Here is a 16587-nt window from a genome sequence, read left to right on the forward strand (position 1 = left end):
TAGCGTTGGTATTCCTTAAGTCTCAACCACCACGAAGTCGCCCTGGGATACTTTTTCCCTAAATTGAGAGAAGGAAAAGAGCGCCCTAATTTTTTTCGTATTGATTACCTCAATCTTTCCTTCTGGGGTGAGATTGGCGGCATATTCACCTTCCGGAAATAAAGCTTCTGGAATATTTTCAGTGTTATGAATTTGGGCGCTGAGCACAAGGCTTTTTGTAATTTTGATACGCATGCCGTATCTTAGGTTCTAGAAATTAGTACTAATTTTTCTTGTGCACTTTTGTAAATCTACATGCACCAAATAAGGGCTTAAAAGAATCAATATTGGGCTCTTTACGTCCTGAGGGCAGCGATATTCCATCTTAGCAACTTTCTAGGGAATACCTTTATAGGATCTTCCCTAGAAATCAGGGTTCTGGTGGCAGTTTAAGGCGTAATTCCTGCTTTTCACTTATTAAAATTTAGGCTGCTTATACGTTTTCATTTTCAAGGAGAAACGCATGTCTGATGCTGTCGTAGCGCGCATAGAGGCTAATCCAAAATACCAAGAGCTAAAGCGCAAGCGCAGCTCATTTGGTTGGGCCCTCTGTATTTTGATGTTTATTGTCTATTACGGTTACATTGCTTTGATCGCTTTTGATAAGCCATTCTTGGCACAGCCAATTGGCGATGGCGTGATTACCTTGGGTATTCCTATTGGTATGGGTGTAATCATTTTCACGATCCTTATCACTGGTATTTACGTTCGCCGTGCGAATAATGAATACGACACCTTAACTGCTGAAATTTTGAAGGATGCCGTTAAATGAATCGCATAGAAAAATTATTGTGTGCATTAGCACTTTTAGTATTGCCTGTATTGGCAATCGCAGCTGGCGCCGATATGGGCCAGATTGAAAAACAAGAAACCAACTGGGTTGCTATTGGTATGTTTGCGGCATTCGTTGCCGGTACTCTTTTCATTACTAAGTGGGCCGCTACTAAAACGAAGTCTGCTGCAGACTTCTATACTGGTGGTGGTGGCATTACAGGTTTCCAAAACGGCTTGGCTATTGCTGGTGACTACATGTCTGCAGCTTCCTTTTTGGGTATTTCTGCAGCGGTTATGGCTAACGGCTATGACGGCTTGATTTACTCTATCGGATTCTTGGTGGGCTGGCCAGTAATTACCTTCTTGATGGCTGAGCGTTTACGTAACTTAGGTAAATTTACTTTTGCCGACGTTGCTGGATATCGTTTCCAGCAAGGCCCAATTAGAGCCTTTGCCGCATCTGGTACTTTGGTTGTTGTTGCGTTCTACCTGATCGCTCAAATGGTTGGTGCCGGTCAATTGATCAAATTGCTCTTCGGCCTTGAGTACTGGATGGCTGTTGTGATCGTTGGTTGCTTGATGATGATCTATGTGTTGTTCGGCGGTATGACTGCAACTACATGGGTTCAAATCATTAAAGCTTGCTTGCTATTAGCGGGCGTAACCTTCATGGCATTTATGGTATTGGCTGAGTATGGCTTTAGCCCAGCAGCGTTGTTTGCAAAAGCAGTTGAGGTGAAAACAGCGATTGCAGCTAATGCTGGTAAGACACCAGAAGAAGCAGCTAAAGCTGGTTTAAGCATCATGGGTCCAGGTGGATTTATTAAGGATCCAATTTCAGCGATCTCCTTCGGTATGGCATTGATGTTTGGTACGGCCGGTTTACCGCATATCTTGATGCGTTTCTTCACCGTACCCGATGCAAAAGAAGCGCGTAAATCTGTTTTGTGGGCAACTACATGGATCGGTTACTTCTACGTCTTAATTTTCATTATCGGTTTTGGTGCGATCACGTTAGTGTTGACCAATCCTGAGATGGCAAACGTGGCTAAAGGGGTAATCAACGGTGGTGCAGGTACCGCAAACATGGCTGCTGTTTTGGTTGCTAAGGTTGTTGGCGGAAATATTTTCTTTGGCTTTATCTCTGCAGTAGCATTTGCGACGATCTTGGCTGTGGTTGCCGGTTTAACCTTGTCAGGTGCTTCAGCGGTATCCCATGATCTTTACGCTACGGTGATCAAGAAAGGAAATGCGGATAGTGCAGCTGAGTTAAAAGTATCTCGTTTAACTACTTTGACTTTGGGTGTTATTGCGGTGGTTTTAGGCATCGTTTTTGAAAAGCAAAATATTGCTTTCATGGTGTCCTTAGCCTTCGCGATTGCCGCTTCTGCGAACTTCCCAGTATTGTTTATGTCGGTTCTTTGGAAGAATTGCACCACTAAGGGCGCCGTCATCGGCGGCTTCTTGGGTCTCGTGTCTTCTGTAGCGTTGACCGTAGTTTCTCCATCAGTATGGGAAGCGGTGTTGGGTAATCCGAAGGGTTCTGCATTATTCCCTTATTCATCACCAGCCTTGTTCTCTATCACGATTGGCTTCCTAGGTGTTTGGTTGTTCTCTATTTTAGATAACAGTGAAAACGCTAAGAAAGAGCGCGCTGCATTTGCTGCCCAGCAAGTTCGCTCTGAAACTGGTTTTGGTGCATCAGGAGCTTCTGGTCACTAAGAGTGAAGCGGAACTAAGTTCAAATAAAAAGCCAGGAGTAATCCTGGTTTTTTATTGGGCGCTCACTTTTTATGGTTTGAGCAATTGACGAAGCTTAATAAAAGCCATCCCAGTCATTACGGCATCATTCAATGCATCATGTGCATCTCGTACCGGCAGGTTTAAATCCTTCATCAGCGTATCAAAACGAAGATCAATCATCTGTCCGCGAAGATTAATGGGGAGCTGAGCATTCTTATATTCATAGTACATAGCCGATACTTCAATCTTAGGTTGCGGCAATCCTTGCCCTAGCATGCGCCAGATGATCTTGTGTAGCATGGCCATATCAAACTCCAGGTAGTAGCCCACAATCGGGCGGCTTCCAATAAATTGCATTAATTTTGCTACTGCGACTTCTGGATCAAGTCCATTTGCAATATCGAGTTCCCGTAGCCGATGAATTTTGACGCTCTCTGCTGAGACTTCTTTATCTGGTTTAACAAGAAGCTCTAGCCGTTCACTCGTTATGAGCTGATTACCAACTATTTTGACGGCACCAATAGAAATGATTTGGTCTTGGGCTACATTCAGGCCAGTCGTTTCGCAATCAATGACTACCCATTCATTTGGCGGTGGCGGATTAAACATGAATTTATAGCGTTCATCTGCCAGGTGATAGATGAGCCATTCACGCCAGATGGCGTGATAGAACTTCCTTAATGGGCTTGGTACCAATCGATTCATGCAAACTCAAGGTGGAAGTGCTGGCGCAAAAATTGCTTAAAGCGTTTCACGACACTCAGGGAGTCTTTGAGGAGATCTCGCTCTAAGGTGGATAGTCGGCTAATATCAATTTCACCCGAAACTTCTTTATCGGTTTCTAGCTCGGAAATACCACTCATCAGCCGCAACTCCATTAGAAGATGTAAAGATTCATTGACGTCTTCGAAGAGATCTTTTGGAAACTTATTAAGGCGTACTAGTTCATTAATTCTCTCGGCAGTAGAGTTGGCCCAAATATGGTTCTCTAATGCCAGGGCACGCACGCCATGCACGATAGAAAAGATACCTGCTTTTTTGAGATTAATGCGGTTCTCATGCCCCTCGCCACCTAGAGTAAGGAGGCGATTCCACCAGCCAATTTCAGAGGAGAAGCTTTCAATCGCTGAAGCAAACCTGGCCAGCAAGAACTGGTTATCGGTAACGAGGTTAAATAACGCCTTTTTAATTGCGAACAGCAAATCGGCATTCCCAGTAATTGGGTGGGAGTCTAAAAAGATAGCTAAATTCATAAGGCTATCTGGAGTGGGCTCTAAAAGCCACTGTTTGGTGGTGCTAATAAAGTCCGCTTCTGACATGCGCCATTCAGGGTTATTCACCATGATTTTGCCTGGGCACTCTGGAAAACCAAATTCAAGTAAAGCCGCAGAAAAGCGATCACATGCGCTAGCCGCTTCTTCTAGGTTTTGATAATTATTACTCAAAATCAAGCCGTTATCTTGATCAGTCTTCAGTATCTGCTCGCCTCGACCTTCACTTCCCATCACAAATAGGCAACTATTTTTTTGTAAGTCAGGGCTAGCAATTAGAGACCATGCCCTTTCAAATAATTTTGAATTAAGCTCTTGTACTAAGCGAGCAATCATTCCCACTTTAGTACCATTTCGATGTAGCAGGCTAATCAGGTTTGTAATTTGTTCGGCAGGCACCTTAAGGTCATCTAGTGTTTTTGCCTGAAAAATTTTTTGAACCACTAAAGAGGAGCTATTGGCAATAAAGCTTAATAGATCAACCTGCTCTAGTGTCCCAATGGCATTGCCTTTGTCCATCACAATGACGCGATGGACGGAATGCCGAATCATGACTGCTAAGGCCTCATAAAGATGGTCGCTAGCTTGCACACAGATCAGTTTGTAGTTGCTTAAAGGTCCCACGGGCGTGGATTCAAGCGGGATCTTCGCAAGAATTGCCCTTTGCAAATTAGTGATTGTGAAAATCCCTAATCTTTTTTCACCTTTTGAATCATCTCGCACTAGTACGTTATTAGTTCTATTCTCGCTAAAGATTCTGACTACTTCAAACAGGTTAGTGTTCGCATCCACAAAATGGATTTCACGCAGAAATGCTTGACTCACCTGCGCTAAGCTTAACGAGTTAATTTCATATTGACTGCGACGCTCTGCAAGGGCATTCAACTTTTTGGATAGGTCTGCAAAAAGCAGTGCGCCAAAAGTCGCATTATCGGAAATGAGTTCTTTCACTGCTGCTTTAGCTAATTGATAGGCAACTACTTCTTCTGAGGCGATAAATTGACTGGATACTTTTCCGGCCATCAGGCCGCGTCCATCAAAGCAATCATCTGGGCCGTATAGCGCAACCTCTTCGCTATTTTCAAATTGACGCACAAACCCTTTAATGAGTATGAAGAGATGTGTGGGGGCGGAACCCACATCCAGAATAATTTCACCTTCTTTAAAGTAGGCGATATCAACGCTATCGCGCACTAATTTTTGTTCCTGACTATTTAGGCAGTCAAAGGGGGATGCGGAGAAATTAAAGGCATTAGGCATTCTTCCATTCTATTTCCTTCTAGACCAGCAGGGAAGAAGGGTAGATCCTAATTAAAGGCTTCCGAATATTGTCAACTCAGCCGTAGGGAGGCTGACGCTGTTAACTATTGATATACCCAGGAAGTATTAAGGAGGGCAGTAAAGGGTTCGGGCGTGATGGCTAAAGGCCCCAAGAAAGGGTGAATAAATAAAATGAGGAAATACAAAATACCTACTACCGTTAGACTTAGGAATGCAATCAGAATCATATGTATCTTCCGGGACTTCATCTGGAAAAGACAGGAAAAAATTAGAAATACCATTAAGCTTGATCCAAGGCCAACCCAAGCTGCCGGAGCTAGTGCAAATTTCGCATTGAAAATTCGGCTTCGACGTAATTCAGTTGCCTGTAGTGTTAAGTGTAGAAGCTGTTGGTGCGCGTTAGATTCGCCCATATTTTTCGGCTTAATCTGAACTGCAAGATCCTCTAATGTCGTGAGCTCCTTATAAGCCTTAAGGCTAAATTCATTCTTACTCAGCAGTGGCCACTCTTCATTTATTACGGTCTTGACATAGGCTCTTACTTGGGCTTTTCCAGTCTTGTCAATTTCTGGCGGGAAGGCAGAAAAGACGCGATAGACATTATTTAGGGTGCTGGCCTCTTTAGCTACTGCATCGCTCACCCCATTGTAATTTTGCCAAACCAGTACCGTAACAAATGCAAATACGAGACTGAATACCACCCCCATTGCGTTATAGATATAGCCAGCATAAGGCGCATCTTCACCAAATAAAAGGTGGGGAAACAATTTTTGAAAAAACCAGTAAGCACTAAAACAAAGCAGTAGAACAAAAAGGACTAGCGTTATCCTGAGATCTATTCCTGGATAAGAAAGCGCGAACCGAAGTAATGGGAAATCCATAATATGTCTCTAAAGATAGGTTGTTAATAGCAACTAAGGTCTATCCTAAACCATTCTTTCTTGAGTCTGGCGCGGTTTTAGTTATTGGTGCCAAAGGATTGAATGGCCGCAGCCAAAGCAAGCAACCTTTTTGCATCCTGAATATGCAATTCTTCAATCAGCTTGCCATTGAGAACGGCAATTCCCGCCCCTGTAGATATGGCGGATTCATAGGCTGCAATCTTTTGTTGAGCCTCTTCGATTTCCTGGGCTGATGGCCCAAATAGTTCATTTGCCAAAGCTATTTGGCTGGGGTGTATCAAGGTTTTACCGTCAAATCCCATGTCCCTGCCTTGGACGCAGGACTGCTTTAGGCCGGCCTCATCATCTAAGATGAGGTGAACGCCATCAAGAACGCATAGACCGTAGGCTCTAGCCGCTAAAACAGAAAGTGAGAGAGCGGTGAGTGTTTCTGTCCTATCTAAGGTGTGGCGAGCATGCAAATCTTTAACTAGATCAGAGGTGCCTAAGACTAGGGCCTCTAGTCTTGGATGAGCGCCAGCAATTTCCTCTAATTTAAAAATGGCCTTAGGTGTTTCAATCATGGCCCAAATTGTGAGATCTTTTGGCGCATTCAACTCAGACAAGAGCTTGGCTACCTCTTGGATTTTTTTTGCAGATTCCACTTTAGGTAAGACGATGGCATCGGCTTTGGTATTAGCGAAGGCCTTTAGATCATCTAACCCCCATGGAGTATTGAGCCCGTTTATTCTGACAACAGCTTCCCGGTGACCAAAGCCAGATTCGAGTGCGGTTCGGATATTCTCTCGGGCAATGCTTTTTGAGTCTGGAGCTACGGCATCTTCCAGATCAAGAATGAGAGAGTCAGCAGGCAATGTTTTTGCTTTTTCAAGGGCCCGCGTGTTGACGCCTGGCATATAAAGTACAGAGCGGCGTGGTCGATTGATATTGATCATGGTAAGAGTTGTACTGAATTAAATAGTATTAATGGTGATGGAAATTATCATATACGAACGAGCTGTTATTCATGAAAAAGTTGCCCAAAAAATGCCCCTAAGGTTTAGATCGGGGGCTGTTATATTTCAAGGAAATATCCTTAGCTATAGCTTTTTCCTAACGATCTTGAAATCACTGTCATCCACCAAGTTCTCTACTGAAAAGCCTAGGTTACGCATGAGCTTGAGCATTCCCGGGTTTTTGGAAAGTACTAGGCCATCAATTTCAGATAGGCCTTTGTCTCGAGCAACCTCCATGATATTGAGCATCAATCGCGAACCGATGCCTTGACCACCAAAATCATCACCAACTGCTAAAGAAAATTCACAGCTCGCTTTATCTGGGTTGGTGCTGTAGCGTGATACGCCAATAATTTTCTCTGTCTCCACCCGTGTGCCATCACTGGCAAGCTCTGAGTTACGAACTAATGCTACCAAGGCCATTTCTCGATCGTAATCAATGAGAGTGAACTTGGCTGCCATGGAATGCGGGAGCTCCGGCGCATTAGAAATAAATCTAAAGTAGCGCGATTCAGGAGACATGGTTTTATAGAATGCTTTGAGCATATCTGCATCATCCGGATGAATCGGCCTAATTTGATATTCGCCACCATCCTTAAGTGGATATGATTGCTCATATTGATGTGGATAGGGAAGGATGGCTAAATGGTTATATAAGCCCATTTGGCTGTTGTTAAGGTGGTGTGAGTTACTAATCACAATCCTGGCATCTACTGCAACTGCGCCAAATTCATCCACGATGATGGGGTTGATATCCATCTCCACTAGCTGAGGAAGCTCACAAGCCATTTCTGATACACGTAGAAGAATGTGTTCAATGGCCTCTTCATTCACAGCCGGCGCACCTCGCCATTCTTTCAGGGTTTGTGCAATGCGTGAGCGGCTAATCAGTTGCTGTGCTAAATATTGATTCAGTGGAGGAAGCTCCATCGATTGATCATTTAATAATTCAATCATCGTTCCGCCGGCACCAAACGCAATGACTGGACCAAAGGGCTCTTCATTTACTAAGCCTATATAGATTTCACGACCACGTTTATTACGCACCATCTTTTGAACAGTGATGCCATTAATGATTGCATCTGGTACGAGATGGGTGACGGTTTGTGTCATATGAGCATACACATCTCTCACGCTGACCGCATTCATGACATCTAATGCGACGCCATTGACGTCGGATTTATGGCTGACATCAGGAGAATCAATCTTCAGCACAACTGGATAGCCAATTTGGTTTGCAATCATGATTGCTTCATTGGCGCTCTTAGCAAGAATAGTCTGAGTAATTGGAATATGAAATGCCGAAAGCAGTGCTTTGGATTCCATTTCAGTCAGAACGGTCCTTCTAGAGGCGAGAACATTCTCAATAATGAGTTTGGCGCCATCTAAATCAGGGCTTGAGGTTTTAGAGAGAGGGGGAGGTGTTTGTTGAAGAAGCTTCTGATTGGTATAGAAGCTAGAAATATTTTCAAATGCACCAACAGCTGCTTCCGGAGTTCTAAATGTCGGAATATTCGCATTCGATAGGTTTAGCCTGCTTTCGACTACGGAGGAATCACCGATCCAGCAGCTTAAAAGGGGCTTATTAATTTGTTTTTTGAGCTCTGCAATCGCGTTCGCAATCTCGAGGCTATCCACTGTTGGCTTAGGTGAATAAATCACCAGAATTCCATCAACAGCTCTATCGCTATTAGCAGCTTCAATAGCGGCGCAATATTGCTCAGGAGTTGCTTCTTCAGAGAGGTCTACTAGATTCTCAAGTGACGCTAATGCTGAGAGGGTTGGACGAAGCCTCTCAATAGATTCATCAGAGAGCTTTGCTAAAAGCAGGTTGTTTTCACTAACCCTATCAGCTGCCAAAACTCCAGGGCCACCCCCATTGGTGATGATTGCTAGTCTATTACCAACTGGGCGATAGCTTGAGGCTAGACATTTAGCGGCGGAGAAGAGGTCAACAAAAGACTTGACGCGCACGGCGCCAGCGCGACGAATAGCTGCATCAAATACGGCGTCTGTGCCAACAATGCTGCCACAGTGGGTTTTAGCTGCTTCATTGCCTGCTGGTTTGTGACCAGATTTGAGAACGATCACCGGTTTGATGTTGGCGGCGGCACGTAATGCACTCATGAACTTTCTAGAGCTCGTAATTCCCTCTAGGTAGAGAACAATGCTTTGTGTCTTGGCATCATTTCCTAGAAAATCTAGTAGCTCGGCAATATCTACAGAGGCATTTTGTCCTACTGAGGCCACAAAAGAGAAACCAACTCCATTGGTTTTGGCCCAATCGAGCATCGCCGACGTTAAAGCGCCTGATTGGGCAATCAAGGCCAATGGACCAGGGCTGGCCAAATCGCCCATGACGCTGGCATTGAGATGAAGATAGGGTCTTTGGAAACCCATAGTGTTGGGGCCCAATAATTGAATACCGTAGTGCTTTGCTAAATCCTTTAATTCATCGCTAGTTGACTTATCAATACCGGTGGAAATGAGAACTGCAGATTGATGTTTTAATCGTCCGGCTAACTCTAGGGCGGCAACTAATTCATGATGAGGAAGGGCAATGATTGCCAGCCCTTTTTTCTTGAGTTCATTTTTATTGATCTCAAATGAAAGACTTGTATCAATCCACTCAACCTCGCTGGTATATTGGCCTTCTTCAAATAACTTCAGAAAAGTATTTTGATAGGAGTAGTCTGATTTAGACGCCTTTTGATTTACAAAGATAGAAATTGAGCTGGGGTCTAGTAGTGAGTTTAGATAATGCTTTTCCAATTTAATCAGCTCCGATAAGTGCTTTGATGTGCGCTGCAACGATACGCGCTAGAGGGCTAAATACATAACGCCTCTCTAAAAAGAAATGAATACGGCTAGAGCATTCTGGATATTTTGGGTAACAAGTACTCATTTCATGGCATATGCAAACGGGATGCAAAATGAAGGTAGAGGGCACGGTTATTCCTAGAAATGAACTATAGCTTTAGAGTATCCGATGAATCGCAGCCTTTATGTTTGATATATCGCAAATTCGAGGGTATTCATTAGCTAAAAATGTAGAGAATTCTTCATAATAGTCACCAGAGCAATGTTGGTAATTGGGGCATTCAATTTAGCTTAAAGTGTATATTGATGCCTCTGGACTCCATCATGAAGCCGCCAGTATTTTAAAAAATTAATACATGCCACCGATTTTGTACTCTTACCGCAGATGCCCTTATGCAATGAGGGCTCGCATGGCTTTGAAATACGCTGGAATCGAGGTTGAGCACCGAGAGATTCAGTTAAGAAGTAAACCTCAATCGATGTTGCGTTTATCACCTAAAGGAACAGTTCCTGTGCTCTGTGTTGGTGATCAGATTCTCGAGCAAAGCTTGGATATCATTGATTGGGCATTAGATCAAGCAGATCCAGATGGCTGGAGATCAGCTGATGAGTCTATCTCTCAGGCTTGGATTGATAAAAATGACGGGCCTTTTAAGAAATTATTAGACCAATACAAATATCTCGAGCGTCATCCCGAATTAAATCAAGAAGAGGTCTTGGCGCAGGCAATGGATTTGATGCTTGTCCCTATGGAGACTGTCTTAAAGTCTACTCAGTATTTAATGGGCGAAAAAAAGAGTTGGGTGGATGTAGCTATATTTCCATTCATCAGACAGTTTGCAATGGCTGATCTAGAGAAATTTAATGACTTATCGCTACCAGCGCTAAAAAGATGGTTGAATCACTATCTTGAATCGGAATTATTTCTTTCGGTGATGCATAAATATCCAGCTTGGACCGATTGATCTGGCTATCAGCTTTCATCATAAGGGCATGTTAGGATATAAAAAGCGCTGAGCCACCAGCACCTTTTTGAGATTGAGAAAAATAATGAGATTGGATAAAACTACCTTTGTTGGTCTTTTAGCAAAAATAATATTGCTGAGTTTTCTTTTTTCAGAGACAGCACACTCTCAGTTAATTTTCGCTGCTCGTCATGTCATTGGACGTATTAATCAAATGTCACAAGAAGACTCAAACAACAATACGGCATCCCAATTTGCCACAGTGATTATTGATGCTCCGGCAAATAAAGTGTATGCGACAGCAGTAAATGTGGCCTCCCAGAATACTGCTGTAACGATTGTTTCCCAGGATTCTCGGAATATGAAAATGAATGTGACTGAAGGTGGCAACAAGGCCTCTATCAGCGTAGTTCCTTTGGGAAATGCTTCATCTGAAATCATGATCTCTGCCACGGTTACTGCCCAGAATCCAAATCTAGGCACATCAGCTGCAGTAAATTCAATCATGAAAATTTGCAACCAGCTCAATAAAGTGTGCAAGCCCGGGGCAAATTAAGGCTACTGCGATAGCGATTTCATTTTCCGGGTAAATCAGTGTTTTATAGAAATAGGCGACCATGAAGCAATTGATATCTAAGGTCTTTATTGCCTCATTCATACTGGCGGGCTCTTGGCTTCCCGTTCAAGCTCAAGTACCTTCAGTAGGCCTGACTCCCGGTCAAAGTCTTGGCGCGTTTCTTGATATACCTTCTTTGCCAAATTTAAGGGATATTGGTGGTTATCAAAATAATGAAGGCTTATATGTAGTGAGGGGCAAGACTTATCGCTCTAATGCATTTAATCCCATGAATGCTCAAGAGTTGGCTAAGCTTGGGCAACTCGATTTAAAAAATGACTATGACCTTAGAACGAATGCTGAGATTGCTGCTGTACCTGACATTATTTCTTCAGGCGTTCATTACACTCAGTTCAATGTAATGGCTGATGATGCTGATGTCGCCATTCCTCCAGATCAACTGAGTATCTTGTTTCAAGACCCAAAACGAACAGCTGAAAAATTTGGTGGCGCTCAAGGCGTAGTTAATATGTTTACTAAAAGCTATCGAGGTTTTGTGTCTATGCCTAGCGCAAAGAAGAATTATCGATCCCTCTTTCTTTCATTGCAAAACCCAACAAGCTCACCTAATGTCTTTCATTGCACCAATGGCAAGGATAGGACGGGGTGGGCAGCCGCATCTCTTTACGCTTTGCTGGGGGTTTCTAAAGAGAAGATTTACGAGGATTATTTACTAAGCAATAGTTATTTATTGCCATTTCATCAAAAGGAAATAGATGCCTTTACCGCTAAGGGCGGAGATCCGGAAATACTGATTTCATTTTTTGGGGTTAAGCCTGCATATTTAGATGCGGCATTTGATGAAATGAATAAGCGCTATGGCTCTATTGAGCAGTATTTTTCAAAAGGCCTTGGCATTGATGCAGCTACCCAGAAAAAGATTCGCGCAATGTATCTCACTTCAGCTGTATCTATTAAGTAGAGCCATTTTATTTGACTGACGCTATAGTGGTGTCTTAATTAGAGATGGTCATTTGACCAATAAGGGGGTTTAGGAATGGCTGCCAATCAAAATGATATTGAAGTCGAAGCCGAATTATTAGAGCGTCAATCAGTGCAATACATTCAAGAACAAAATTGGGATGCCCTTGAAGCTATGCTCGATCCTGCTTGTCAATTTATTGCTAAGTCTGGCTCCTATGATCGCACCAGCGCTATGAAACTCATGAAAGAGATGAATCTAGGCCCGGTTGAGTTTAAGGATTTCAAGGTTACTCAAGCCGGGGATAACCTGATTGTGAGTTTTTGCATTGCAGCCATTGAATACCGCGATGGCACTCAACTATCCCCCCAATTTTCCCCGCGCCTCAGTGTTTGGAAGACCCAAAATGGTCAAAGAAAATGTATTGCATATGCCGATTTGATTGCATCCTAGGGTAAGCAGGGCCTGCATACCTTCTTTTTGCAGTGTATAGTGGGCCTACTTTTTAACAGCTTATTGCCCCTACTGAATCATAGGGTCATGAGCTAGATTTCTAGGTATGAAGACTTAAATGAAGAAATTCCTCTTCACCTTCCTGATTGGTTTCATTCTTCTCTGCCTTAATTTAGGCTCAGCGCAAGCGCTCCCATTATTTTCTCGACAAACCGGTCAAAACTGTGTGGCTTGTCATGCTGGTGGCCAGTACCCAGAGCTCACTCCATATGGCCGGTATTTTAAATTAACTGGTTATACGATTGGAGAGCGAACCACCATACCTGTATCAGTACAGTTTGTTGGTGGTGCTGCAACGAGTACCAATGGAAACAACGGCACTGGACAAGTCCATCAAAGTGGTAAGTTAGAACCTAACTACCTTTTCTTGGATGTCGGCGGAAAGATCTTTGATAACTTTGGTGCATTTAGTCAATGGTATTACGCTTCAGATGAGCAAGTCAGCGGCAAAGGAAGTGTTCCAAACCAAAATAGTTTTGCAGCGGATGTACAAGACTGGCGTTACGCAGATCATTACGTAGGCAATAGTGCGGACCCTGTAAAAGATATTATCTGGGGCGCTTCATTAAATAATTATGCTGGTGTCACCGATGTGTGGAATTCATCGCCAATGTGGATGTATCCCTATATGGGATCAACCAGAAACTCCTCTACTTATGGATTGCCTTTTAGTACCAGGTTGTCAGCGTACTCAATTCATAACCCGGGGTATGGTGTATACGCATATATCAATAAAAACTTTTATGCTGAGGCTGATCTCTATCAGTCGGGTGGTTCAGGAGCATTCTCATGGCTGACTTACCCCGCATCCAATAGCAATCCCAATAATTCCCCGGTCTATTTGCAGGGCGTTAATCCCTATGTACGCCTTGCTTATCAAAGTGATGAGCATGCAGGACATAACTGGATGATTGGTCTTTTGGGTGCCAATATTAACCAATACTCTAGCTGTAACACAGTATCTGCTAGCGCTTCTTATAGAGGTGCTGCACTCACCTGCAATGGCCCAGTTAATTCTCCCGCTTTAAGCGCGGGCACCGTTAAATTTCAGGATAGAGCAATTGATGGTCAATACCAATATTTAGTTGATCCACATACAGTAACCGCACAAGCTCGCTATACCAAGGAAAATATCTCTGATCCTACTGGTATTTTGTATAGCAACCCGAATAACACAACAAACTCATTTATGTCGAAGGTAAGTTATGTTTATGACGCTACCTATGGTGCCGCTGTAGCATTTCAAAACATTACTGGAACGTCGGATACGTATTACGGTACCAATGCAGTATCCGGAGCCGCTTTAAACCCAAACTCGACAGCTTGGATACCTTCCATCTGGTATCAGCCATTACAAAATTTGCGCCTGACATATCAATACACTGCATTTACTAAATTCAATGGCGGAACCATCAACTATAACGGCCTGGGTACTAATGCGAGTGCGAATAATGCCAGCTGGCTTTATTTATGGCTGGCAATGTGATGCGGATATTTTCTAAAATGATTGGTAGATCTCAAGTTGCAAGCTCCCTTGTAATTGCTTTCTCCTTTTCTGTAGCAGCTCTTGCCGGCTGCACTTATTTCAACAACATTCCCCCTGTGACAACTTTAGAAAATCCGACAAGAAGCAGAACTTTAGGGGATTATGAAGTTGCGGGTAATGTATTGGCGGTGCAGGTTTGTGCAGCTTGTCATGGGGTTAATGGGCAGTCTCATTCTCCTATGGTCCCCAATCTTGCTGGTCAGCAAAAGGATTATTTAGTAAATCAATTACAAGACTATCGCGATCACAGTAGAAGTAATTTTTATGGGGTACGCTATATGTGGGGAATGGCTGGCCCATTGAAAGATAAGCAAATTCAAGAATTAGCAGATTACTTTTCTAAGCAAGCCCCAATGAAAATCGCTAATACTGGACTTGAAGATCCCCAACTAGTTCGTGGCAAGGAGATTTTTGAGAAGGGCATACCAGAGCAGGGCGTTATTCAGTGCAATTCTTGTCATGGTCCCAACGGTGAAGGGATGGCAACCTTTCCGAGAATAGCAGGACAGCATGCTTTCTACCTCACACAACAGCTCAAAGTTTGGCAGCACCCCGATCAAAAACGTTTTATGGAGGTTGGTGGCAATACCTGGGCTCCGAGGACGATTACATTTGCTCGCCCCCGAGGCGTATTGATGCAAAACAACGTCAAGAATCTCTCTGATGCAGATGCAGAAGCTGTAGCTGCTTATCTAAATACCCTGTAGTAATTTGATTGATGTAATGAATTGCATCAATCTCTCAAGAGAATGATAAGAATCAGTTTTTAGGATTAACGGTAATCTGAACGATGCCGCGCGAGCGTCCAGAGTCAGGATCTATTGTTTTGAGAGATGCCAATAGGTCGCTTGTAGTCACCCAGAACGGTGGATACTTATATTTAGCTACATCCAAAATTAATACTGAATCTGATTTAGAGTCATAAGCCCCAATAGGTGAGAAGTGACCGTTGCCCAGTTGATGCAAAGCCTGTCGATCAAAATCCACCATAACTCGCTGATACGGATTTGCTAATGAGGACTGAATAACTTTTCTAAGTTCAGCCACGGTTAAGTCACTACCGTAATAAACCTTTGGGTTCGCTTTCAGCGCGGTTAGATAGAGTCCAATTTGTTCCAAGGTTAAGCCACTCTTTAATACATCATCGCGGCTTTTAATCTTGGTTGTAGCTTCATTAAAAATACTGTCTTCAGTGAAATAAGGGTGTGGCGCTAACTCTGGAGTAATGGGGCGGACTACAGTCGGCAAGCTATTTAAGGTAGCCGACATTGAAGAGATACCACAAAAGGTCACACGTTCTTGAGTATCAACATAACTAGCTAGTGCAAAATATTGTCGGTTGTGGGTAGAGTGGAGTAAGCGTTCAGACCCGGCGGTAGTATTGATATAGACGAGATCTGCTGGAAAAGCATTCGTTAACAGTCCGCCAAATATGCATATTGTGGCGATCAAAAATTTTAGTTGGCGTGTGTAAGTCATGGCCTATATTCAATTGGAGATGGGGTTAGAAAGGATGGCTCTAAGCATTATGCTTAATTTATCGAAAATTGTATTAAATGGATATTAGCGTAAGAAGGGCTCTATAGCAGTACACTAAAAATATATTCAGGAGCTAGATATATGCACTCGTTTCAATGGATACAAGCTGCTTTAGGGATTATTGTTGGTCTTGGTATGACCCGGGTGATTATCTCGGTAGTGCAAATTTGTGTTGCCAGAAGGCAGGTCAAGTTAGATTGGGTACCATTTATATGGGCCTTAAATATTTTCTTCTTATTGCTGCAGTTTTCCTGGAATTTCGTTGAATTAGATTCACTCATTAGTCGCTGGAATTTTGGTCTATTTCTATTGCTGATGAGCTTTGTCATCACTCTCTTTATTGCAGCGGCGTTGATATTGCCTTTATCCGAAGCTCAGGCTGGCTCCGATCTCAGTTCTTGGTTTAGAAGTGATGGTCGATGGGCTTTACCTTTTTTGGCTTTCTATGCTTTCTTGGCTTATCCCTTTAATTGGTATTTGGCTGCACTGACTCCTGGATCTAATCCAGCATCAGCAATATTGATCGTCATGTCAATGACTGCTTTCTACACAACTTCTCGAAAAGTGCTAACAACTGTGACCGTTCTCAATTTACTCCTCACGCTAGCTATTGTTGCCGAGATGGTTATGAGTTCTTAGTTCTTAGTGTTATTTACTACTA

Annotated in this window: 17 protein-coding genes; 9 read left to right on the forward strand and 8 right to left on the reverse strand. The window is 43.2% G+C overall.

What is annotated here, in order from left to right; all coding sequences use genetic code 11:
* Positions 1–15: 15 nt before the first annotated feature.
* Positions 16–234 carry a hypothetical protein gene (locus PNUC_RS02780; protein ID WP_048812057.1) on the reverse strand — a complete coding sequence of 73 codons (219 nt, stop codon included), beginning with the start codon at positions 232–234 and terminating at the stop codon, positions 16–18.
* Positions 235–502: 268 nt separating this feature from the next.
* Between PNUC_RS02780 and PNUC_RS02785 the strand changes: the two genes are divergently transcribed.
* Together PNUC_RS02785 and PNUC_RS02790 are read left to right on the forward strand one after the other, a co-directional pair.
* Positions 503–811 carry a DUF485 domain-containing protein gene (locus tag PNUC_RS02785; protein WP_011902379.1) on the forward strand — a complete coding sequence of 103 codons (309 nt, stop codon included), beginning with the start codon at positions 503–505 and terminating at the stop codon, positions 809–811.
* The gene (locus PNUC_RS02790; protein WP_011902380.1) at positions 808–2535 is read left to right on the forward strand and encodes a cation acetate symporter; all 1728 of its coding nucleotides are present in this window, start codon (positions 808–810) and stop codon (positions 2533–2535) included. The genes PNUC_RS02785 and PNUC_RS02790 overlap by 4 nt, the downstream gene beginning before the upstream one ends.
* Positions 2536–2604: 69 nt before the next feature.
* Here the strand turns inward: PNUC_RS02790 and PNUC_RS02795 are convergent, their stop codons facing one another.
* The 6 genes from PNUC_RS02795 to PNUC_RS11145 form a co-directional block, all read right to left on the reverse strand.
* Positions 2605–3261 (reverse strand): 3'-5' exonuclease, encoded by a 657-nt coding sequence (locus PNUC_RS02795; RefSeq protein WP_011902381.1) that lies wholly within the window; start codon positions 3259–3261, stop codon positions 2605–2607.
* Positions 3258–5087, reverse strand: a complete 1830-nt coding sequence (locus tag PNUC_RS02800; protein ID WP_011902382.1) for a putative nucleotidyltransferase substrate binding domain-containing protein — start codon at positions 5085–5087, stop codon at positions 3258–3260. Before PNUC_RS02800 ends, PNUC_RS02795 begins: the two co-directional genes overlap by 4 nt.
* Before the next feature lie 104 nt (positions 5088–5191).
* The gene (locus PNUC_RS02805; RefSeq protein ID WP_011902383.1) at positions 5192–5989 is read right to left on the reverse strand and encodes a bestrophin-like domain; all 798 of its coding nucleotides are present in this window, start codon (positions 5987–5989) and stop codon (positions 5192–5194) included.
* Positions 5990–6066: 77 nt separating this feature from the next.
* Positions 6067–6945 (reverse strand): HpcH/HpaI aldolase/citrate lyase family protein, encoded by an 879-nt coding sequence (locus PNUC_RS02810; RefSeq protein WP_011902384.1) that lies wholly within the window; start codon positions 6943–6945, stop codon positions 6067–6069.
* A gap of 144 nt (positions 6946–7089) precedes the next feature.
* Positions 7090–9777 carry a bifunctional acetate--CoA ligase family protein/GNAT family N-acetyltransferase gene (locus PNUC_RS02815; protein ID WP_011902385.1) on the reverse strand — a complete coding sequence of 896 codons (2688 nt, stop codon included), beginning with the start codon at positions 9775–9777 and terminating at the stop codon, positions 7090–7092.
* Position 9778: 1 nt separating this feature from the next.
* Positions 9779–9910 carry a hypothetical protein gene (locus tag PNUC_RS11145; protein ID WP_256205751.1) on the reverse strand — a complete coding sequence of 44 codons (132 nt, stop codon included), beginning with the start codon at positions 9908–9910 and terminating at the stop codon, positions 9779–9781.
* 271 nt (positions 9911–10181) lie between these two features.
* Between PNUC_RS11145 and PNUC_RS02820 the strand changes: the two genes are divergently transcribed.
* The 6 genes from PNUC_RS02820 (at position 10182) to PNUC_RS10815 (ending at position 15094) form a co-directional block, all read left to right on the forward strand.
* A complete protein-coding gene (locus PNUC_RS02820) occupies positions 10182–10790 on the forward strand; it encodes a glutathione S-transferase (protein ID WP_011902386.1) in 609 nt (202 codons plus the stop codon).
* Positions 10791–10875: 85 nt separating this feature from the next.
* A complete protein-coding gene (locus tag PNUC_RS02825; RefSeq protein ID WP_011902387.1) occupies positions 10876–11346 on the forward strand; it encodes a hypothetical protein in 471 nt (156 codons plus the stop codon).
* Between the two features lie 61 nt (positions 11347–11407).
* Positions 11408–12328, forward strand: coding sequence for a tyrosine-protein phosphatase (locus PNUC_RS02830; RefSeq protein WP_011902388.1), 921 nt, complete (start codon positions 11408–11410; stop codon positions 12326–12328).
* Positions 12329–12403: 75 nt separating this feature from the next.
* Positions 12404–12781: a nuclear transport factor 2 family protein gene (locus PNUC_RS02835; RefSeq protein ID WP_011902389.1), complete on the forward strand. Its 378-nt coding sequence runs from the start codon at positions 12404–12406 to the stop codon at positions 12779–12781.
* 118 nt (positions 12782–12899) lie between these two features.
* Positions 12900–14327, forward strand: coding sequence for a hypothetical protein (locus PNUC_RS02840; RefSeq protein WP_011902390.1), 1428 nt, complete (start codon positions 12900–12902; stop codon positions 14325–14327).
* Complete coding sequence (locus PNUC_RS10815; RefSeq protein ID WP_201721381.1) at positions 14327–15094, forward strand: c-type cytochrome; 768 nt, start codon at positions 14327–14329, stop codon at positions 15092–15094. Before PNUC_RS02840 ends, PNUC_RS10815 begins: the two co-directional genes overlap by 1 nt.
* 52 nt (positions 15095–15146) lie before the next feature.
* Here PNUC_RS10815 and PNUC_RS02850 read toward each other — a convergent pair whose 3' ends face one another.
* On the reverse strand, positions 15147–15866 hold the full coding sequence (locus PNUC_RS02850) for a phytochelatin synthase family protein (RefSeq protein ID WP_011902392.1): 720 nt from the start codon (positions 15864–15866) through the stop codon (positions 15147–15149).
* A gap of 141 nt (positions 15867–16007) precedes the next feature.
* Here PNUC_RS02850 and PNUC_RS02855 point away from each other — a divergent pair, with 141 nt between their 5' ends.
* On the forward strand, positions 16008–16565 hold the full coding sequence (locus PNUC_RS02855) for a hypothetical protein (RefSeq protein WP_011902393.1): 558 nt from the start codon (positions 16008–16010) through the stop codon (positions 16563–16565).
* Positions 16566–16587 lie beyond the last annotated feature (22 nt).

The organism is Polynucleobacter asymbioticus QLW-P1DMWA-1 (assembly GCF_000016345.1).
In the GTDB taxonomy this organism is placed as follows: domain Bacteria; phylum Pseudomonadota; class Gammaproteobacteria; order Burkholderiales; family Burkholderiaceae; genus Polynucleobacter; species Polynucleobacter asymbioticus.

Excerpts from the sequence above, each read along its gene's own strand:
- PNUC_RS02800 (WP_011902382.1), bottom strand. The coding sequence starts at position 5,087 with ATGCCTAATGCCTTTAATTTCTCCGCATCCCCCTTTGACTGCCTAAAT.
- PNUC_RS02795 (WP_011902381.1), bottom strand. The coding sequence starts at position 3,261 with ATGAATCGATTGGTACCAAGCCCATTAAGGAAGTTCTATCACGCCATC.
- PNUC_RS02855 (WP_011902393.1), top strand. The coding sequence starts at position 16,008 with ATGCACTCGTTTCAATGGATACAAGCTGCTTTAGGGATTATTGTTGGT.
- PNUC_RS11145 (WP_256205751.1), bottom strand. The coding sequence starts at position 9,910 with ATGAGTACTTGTTACCCAAAATATCCAGAATGCTCTAGCCGTATTCAT.
- PNUC_RS02840 (WP_011902390.1), top strand. The coding sequence starts at position 12,900 with ATGAAGAAATTCCTCTTCACCTTCCTGATTGGTTTCATTCTTCTCTGC.
- PNUC_RS02785 (WP_011902379.1), top strand. The coding sequence starts at position 503 with ATGTCTGATGCTGTCGTAGCGCGCATAGAGGCTAATCCAAAATACCAA.
- PNUC_RS02820 (WP_011902386.1), top strand. The coding sequence starts at position 10,182 with ATGCCACCGATTTTGTACTCTTACCGCAGATGCCCTTATGCAATGAGG.
- PNUC_RS02805 (WP_011902383.1), bottom strand. The coding sequence starts at position 5,989 with ATGGATTTCCCATTACTTCGGTTCGCGCTTTCTTATCCAGGAATAGAT.
- PNUC_RS02830 (WP_011902388.1), top strand. The coding sequence starts at position 11,408 with ATGAAGCAATTGATATCTAAGGTCTTTATTGCCTCATTCATACTGGCG.
- PNUC_RS10815 (WP_201721381.1), top strand. The coding sequence starts at position 14,327 with ATGCGGATATTTTCTAAAATGATTGGTAGATCTCAAGTTGCAAGCTCC.
- PNUC_RS02810 (WP_011902384.1), bottom strand. The coding sequence starts at position 6,945 with ATGATCAATATCAATCGACCACGCCGCTCTGTACTTTATATGCCAGGC.
- PNUC_RS02780 (WP_048812057.1), bottom strand. The coding sequence starts at position 234 with ATGCGTATCAAAATTACAAAAAGCCTTGTGCTCAGCGCCCAAATTCAT.
- PNUC_RS02790 (WP_011902380.1), top strand. The coding sequence starts at position 808 with ATGAATCGCATAGAAAAATTATTGTGTGCATTAGCACTTTTAGTATTG.
- PNUC_RS02850 (WP_011902392.1), bottom strand. The coding sequence starts at position 15,866 with ATGACTTACACACGCCAACTAAAATTTTTGATCGCCACAATATGCATA.
- PNUC_RS02825 (WP_011902387.1), top strand. The coding sequence starts at position 10,876 with ATGAGATTGGATAAAACTACCTTTGTTGGTCTTTTAGCAAAAATAATA.
- PNUC_RS02835 (WP_011902389.1), top strand. The coding sequence starts at position 12,404 with ATGGCTGCCAATCAAAATGATATTGAAGTCGAAGCCGAATTATTAGAG.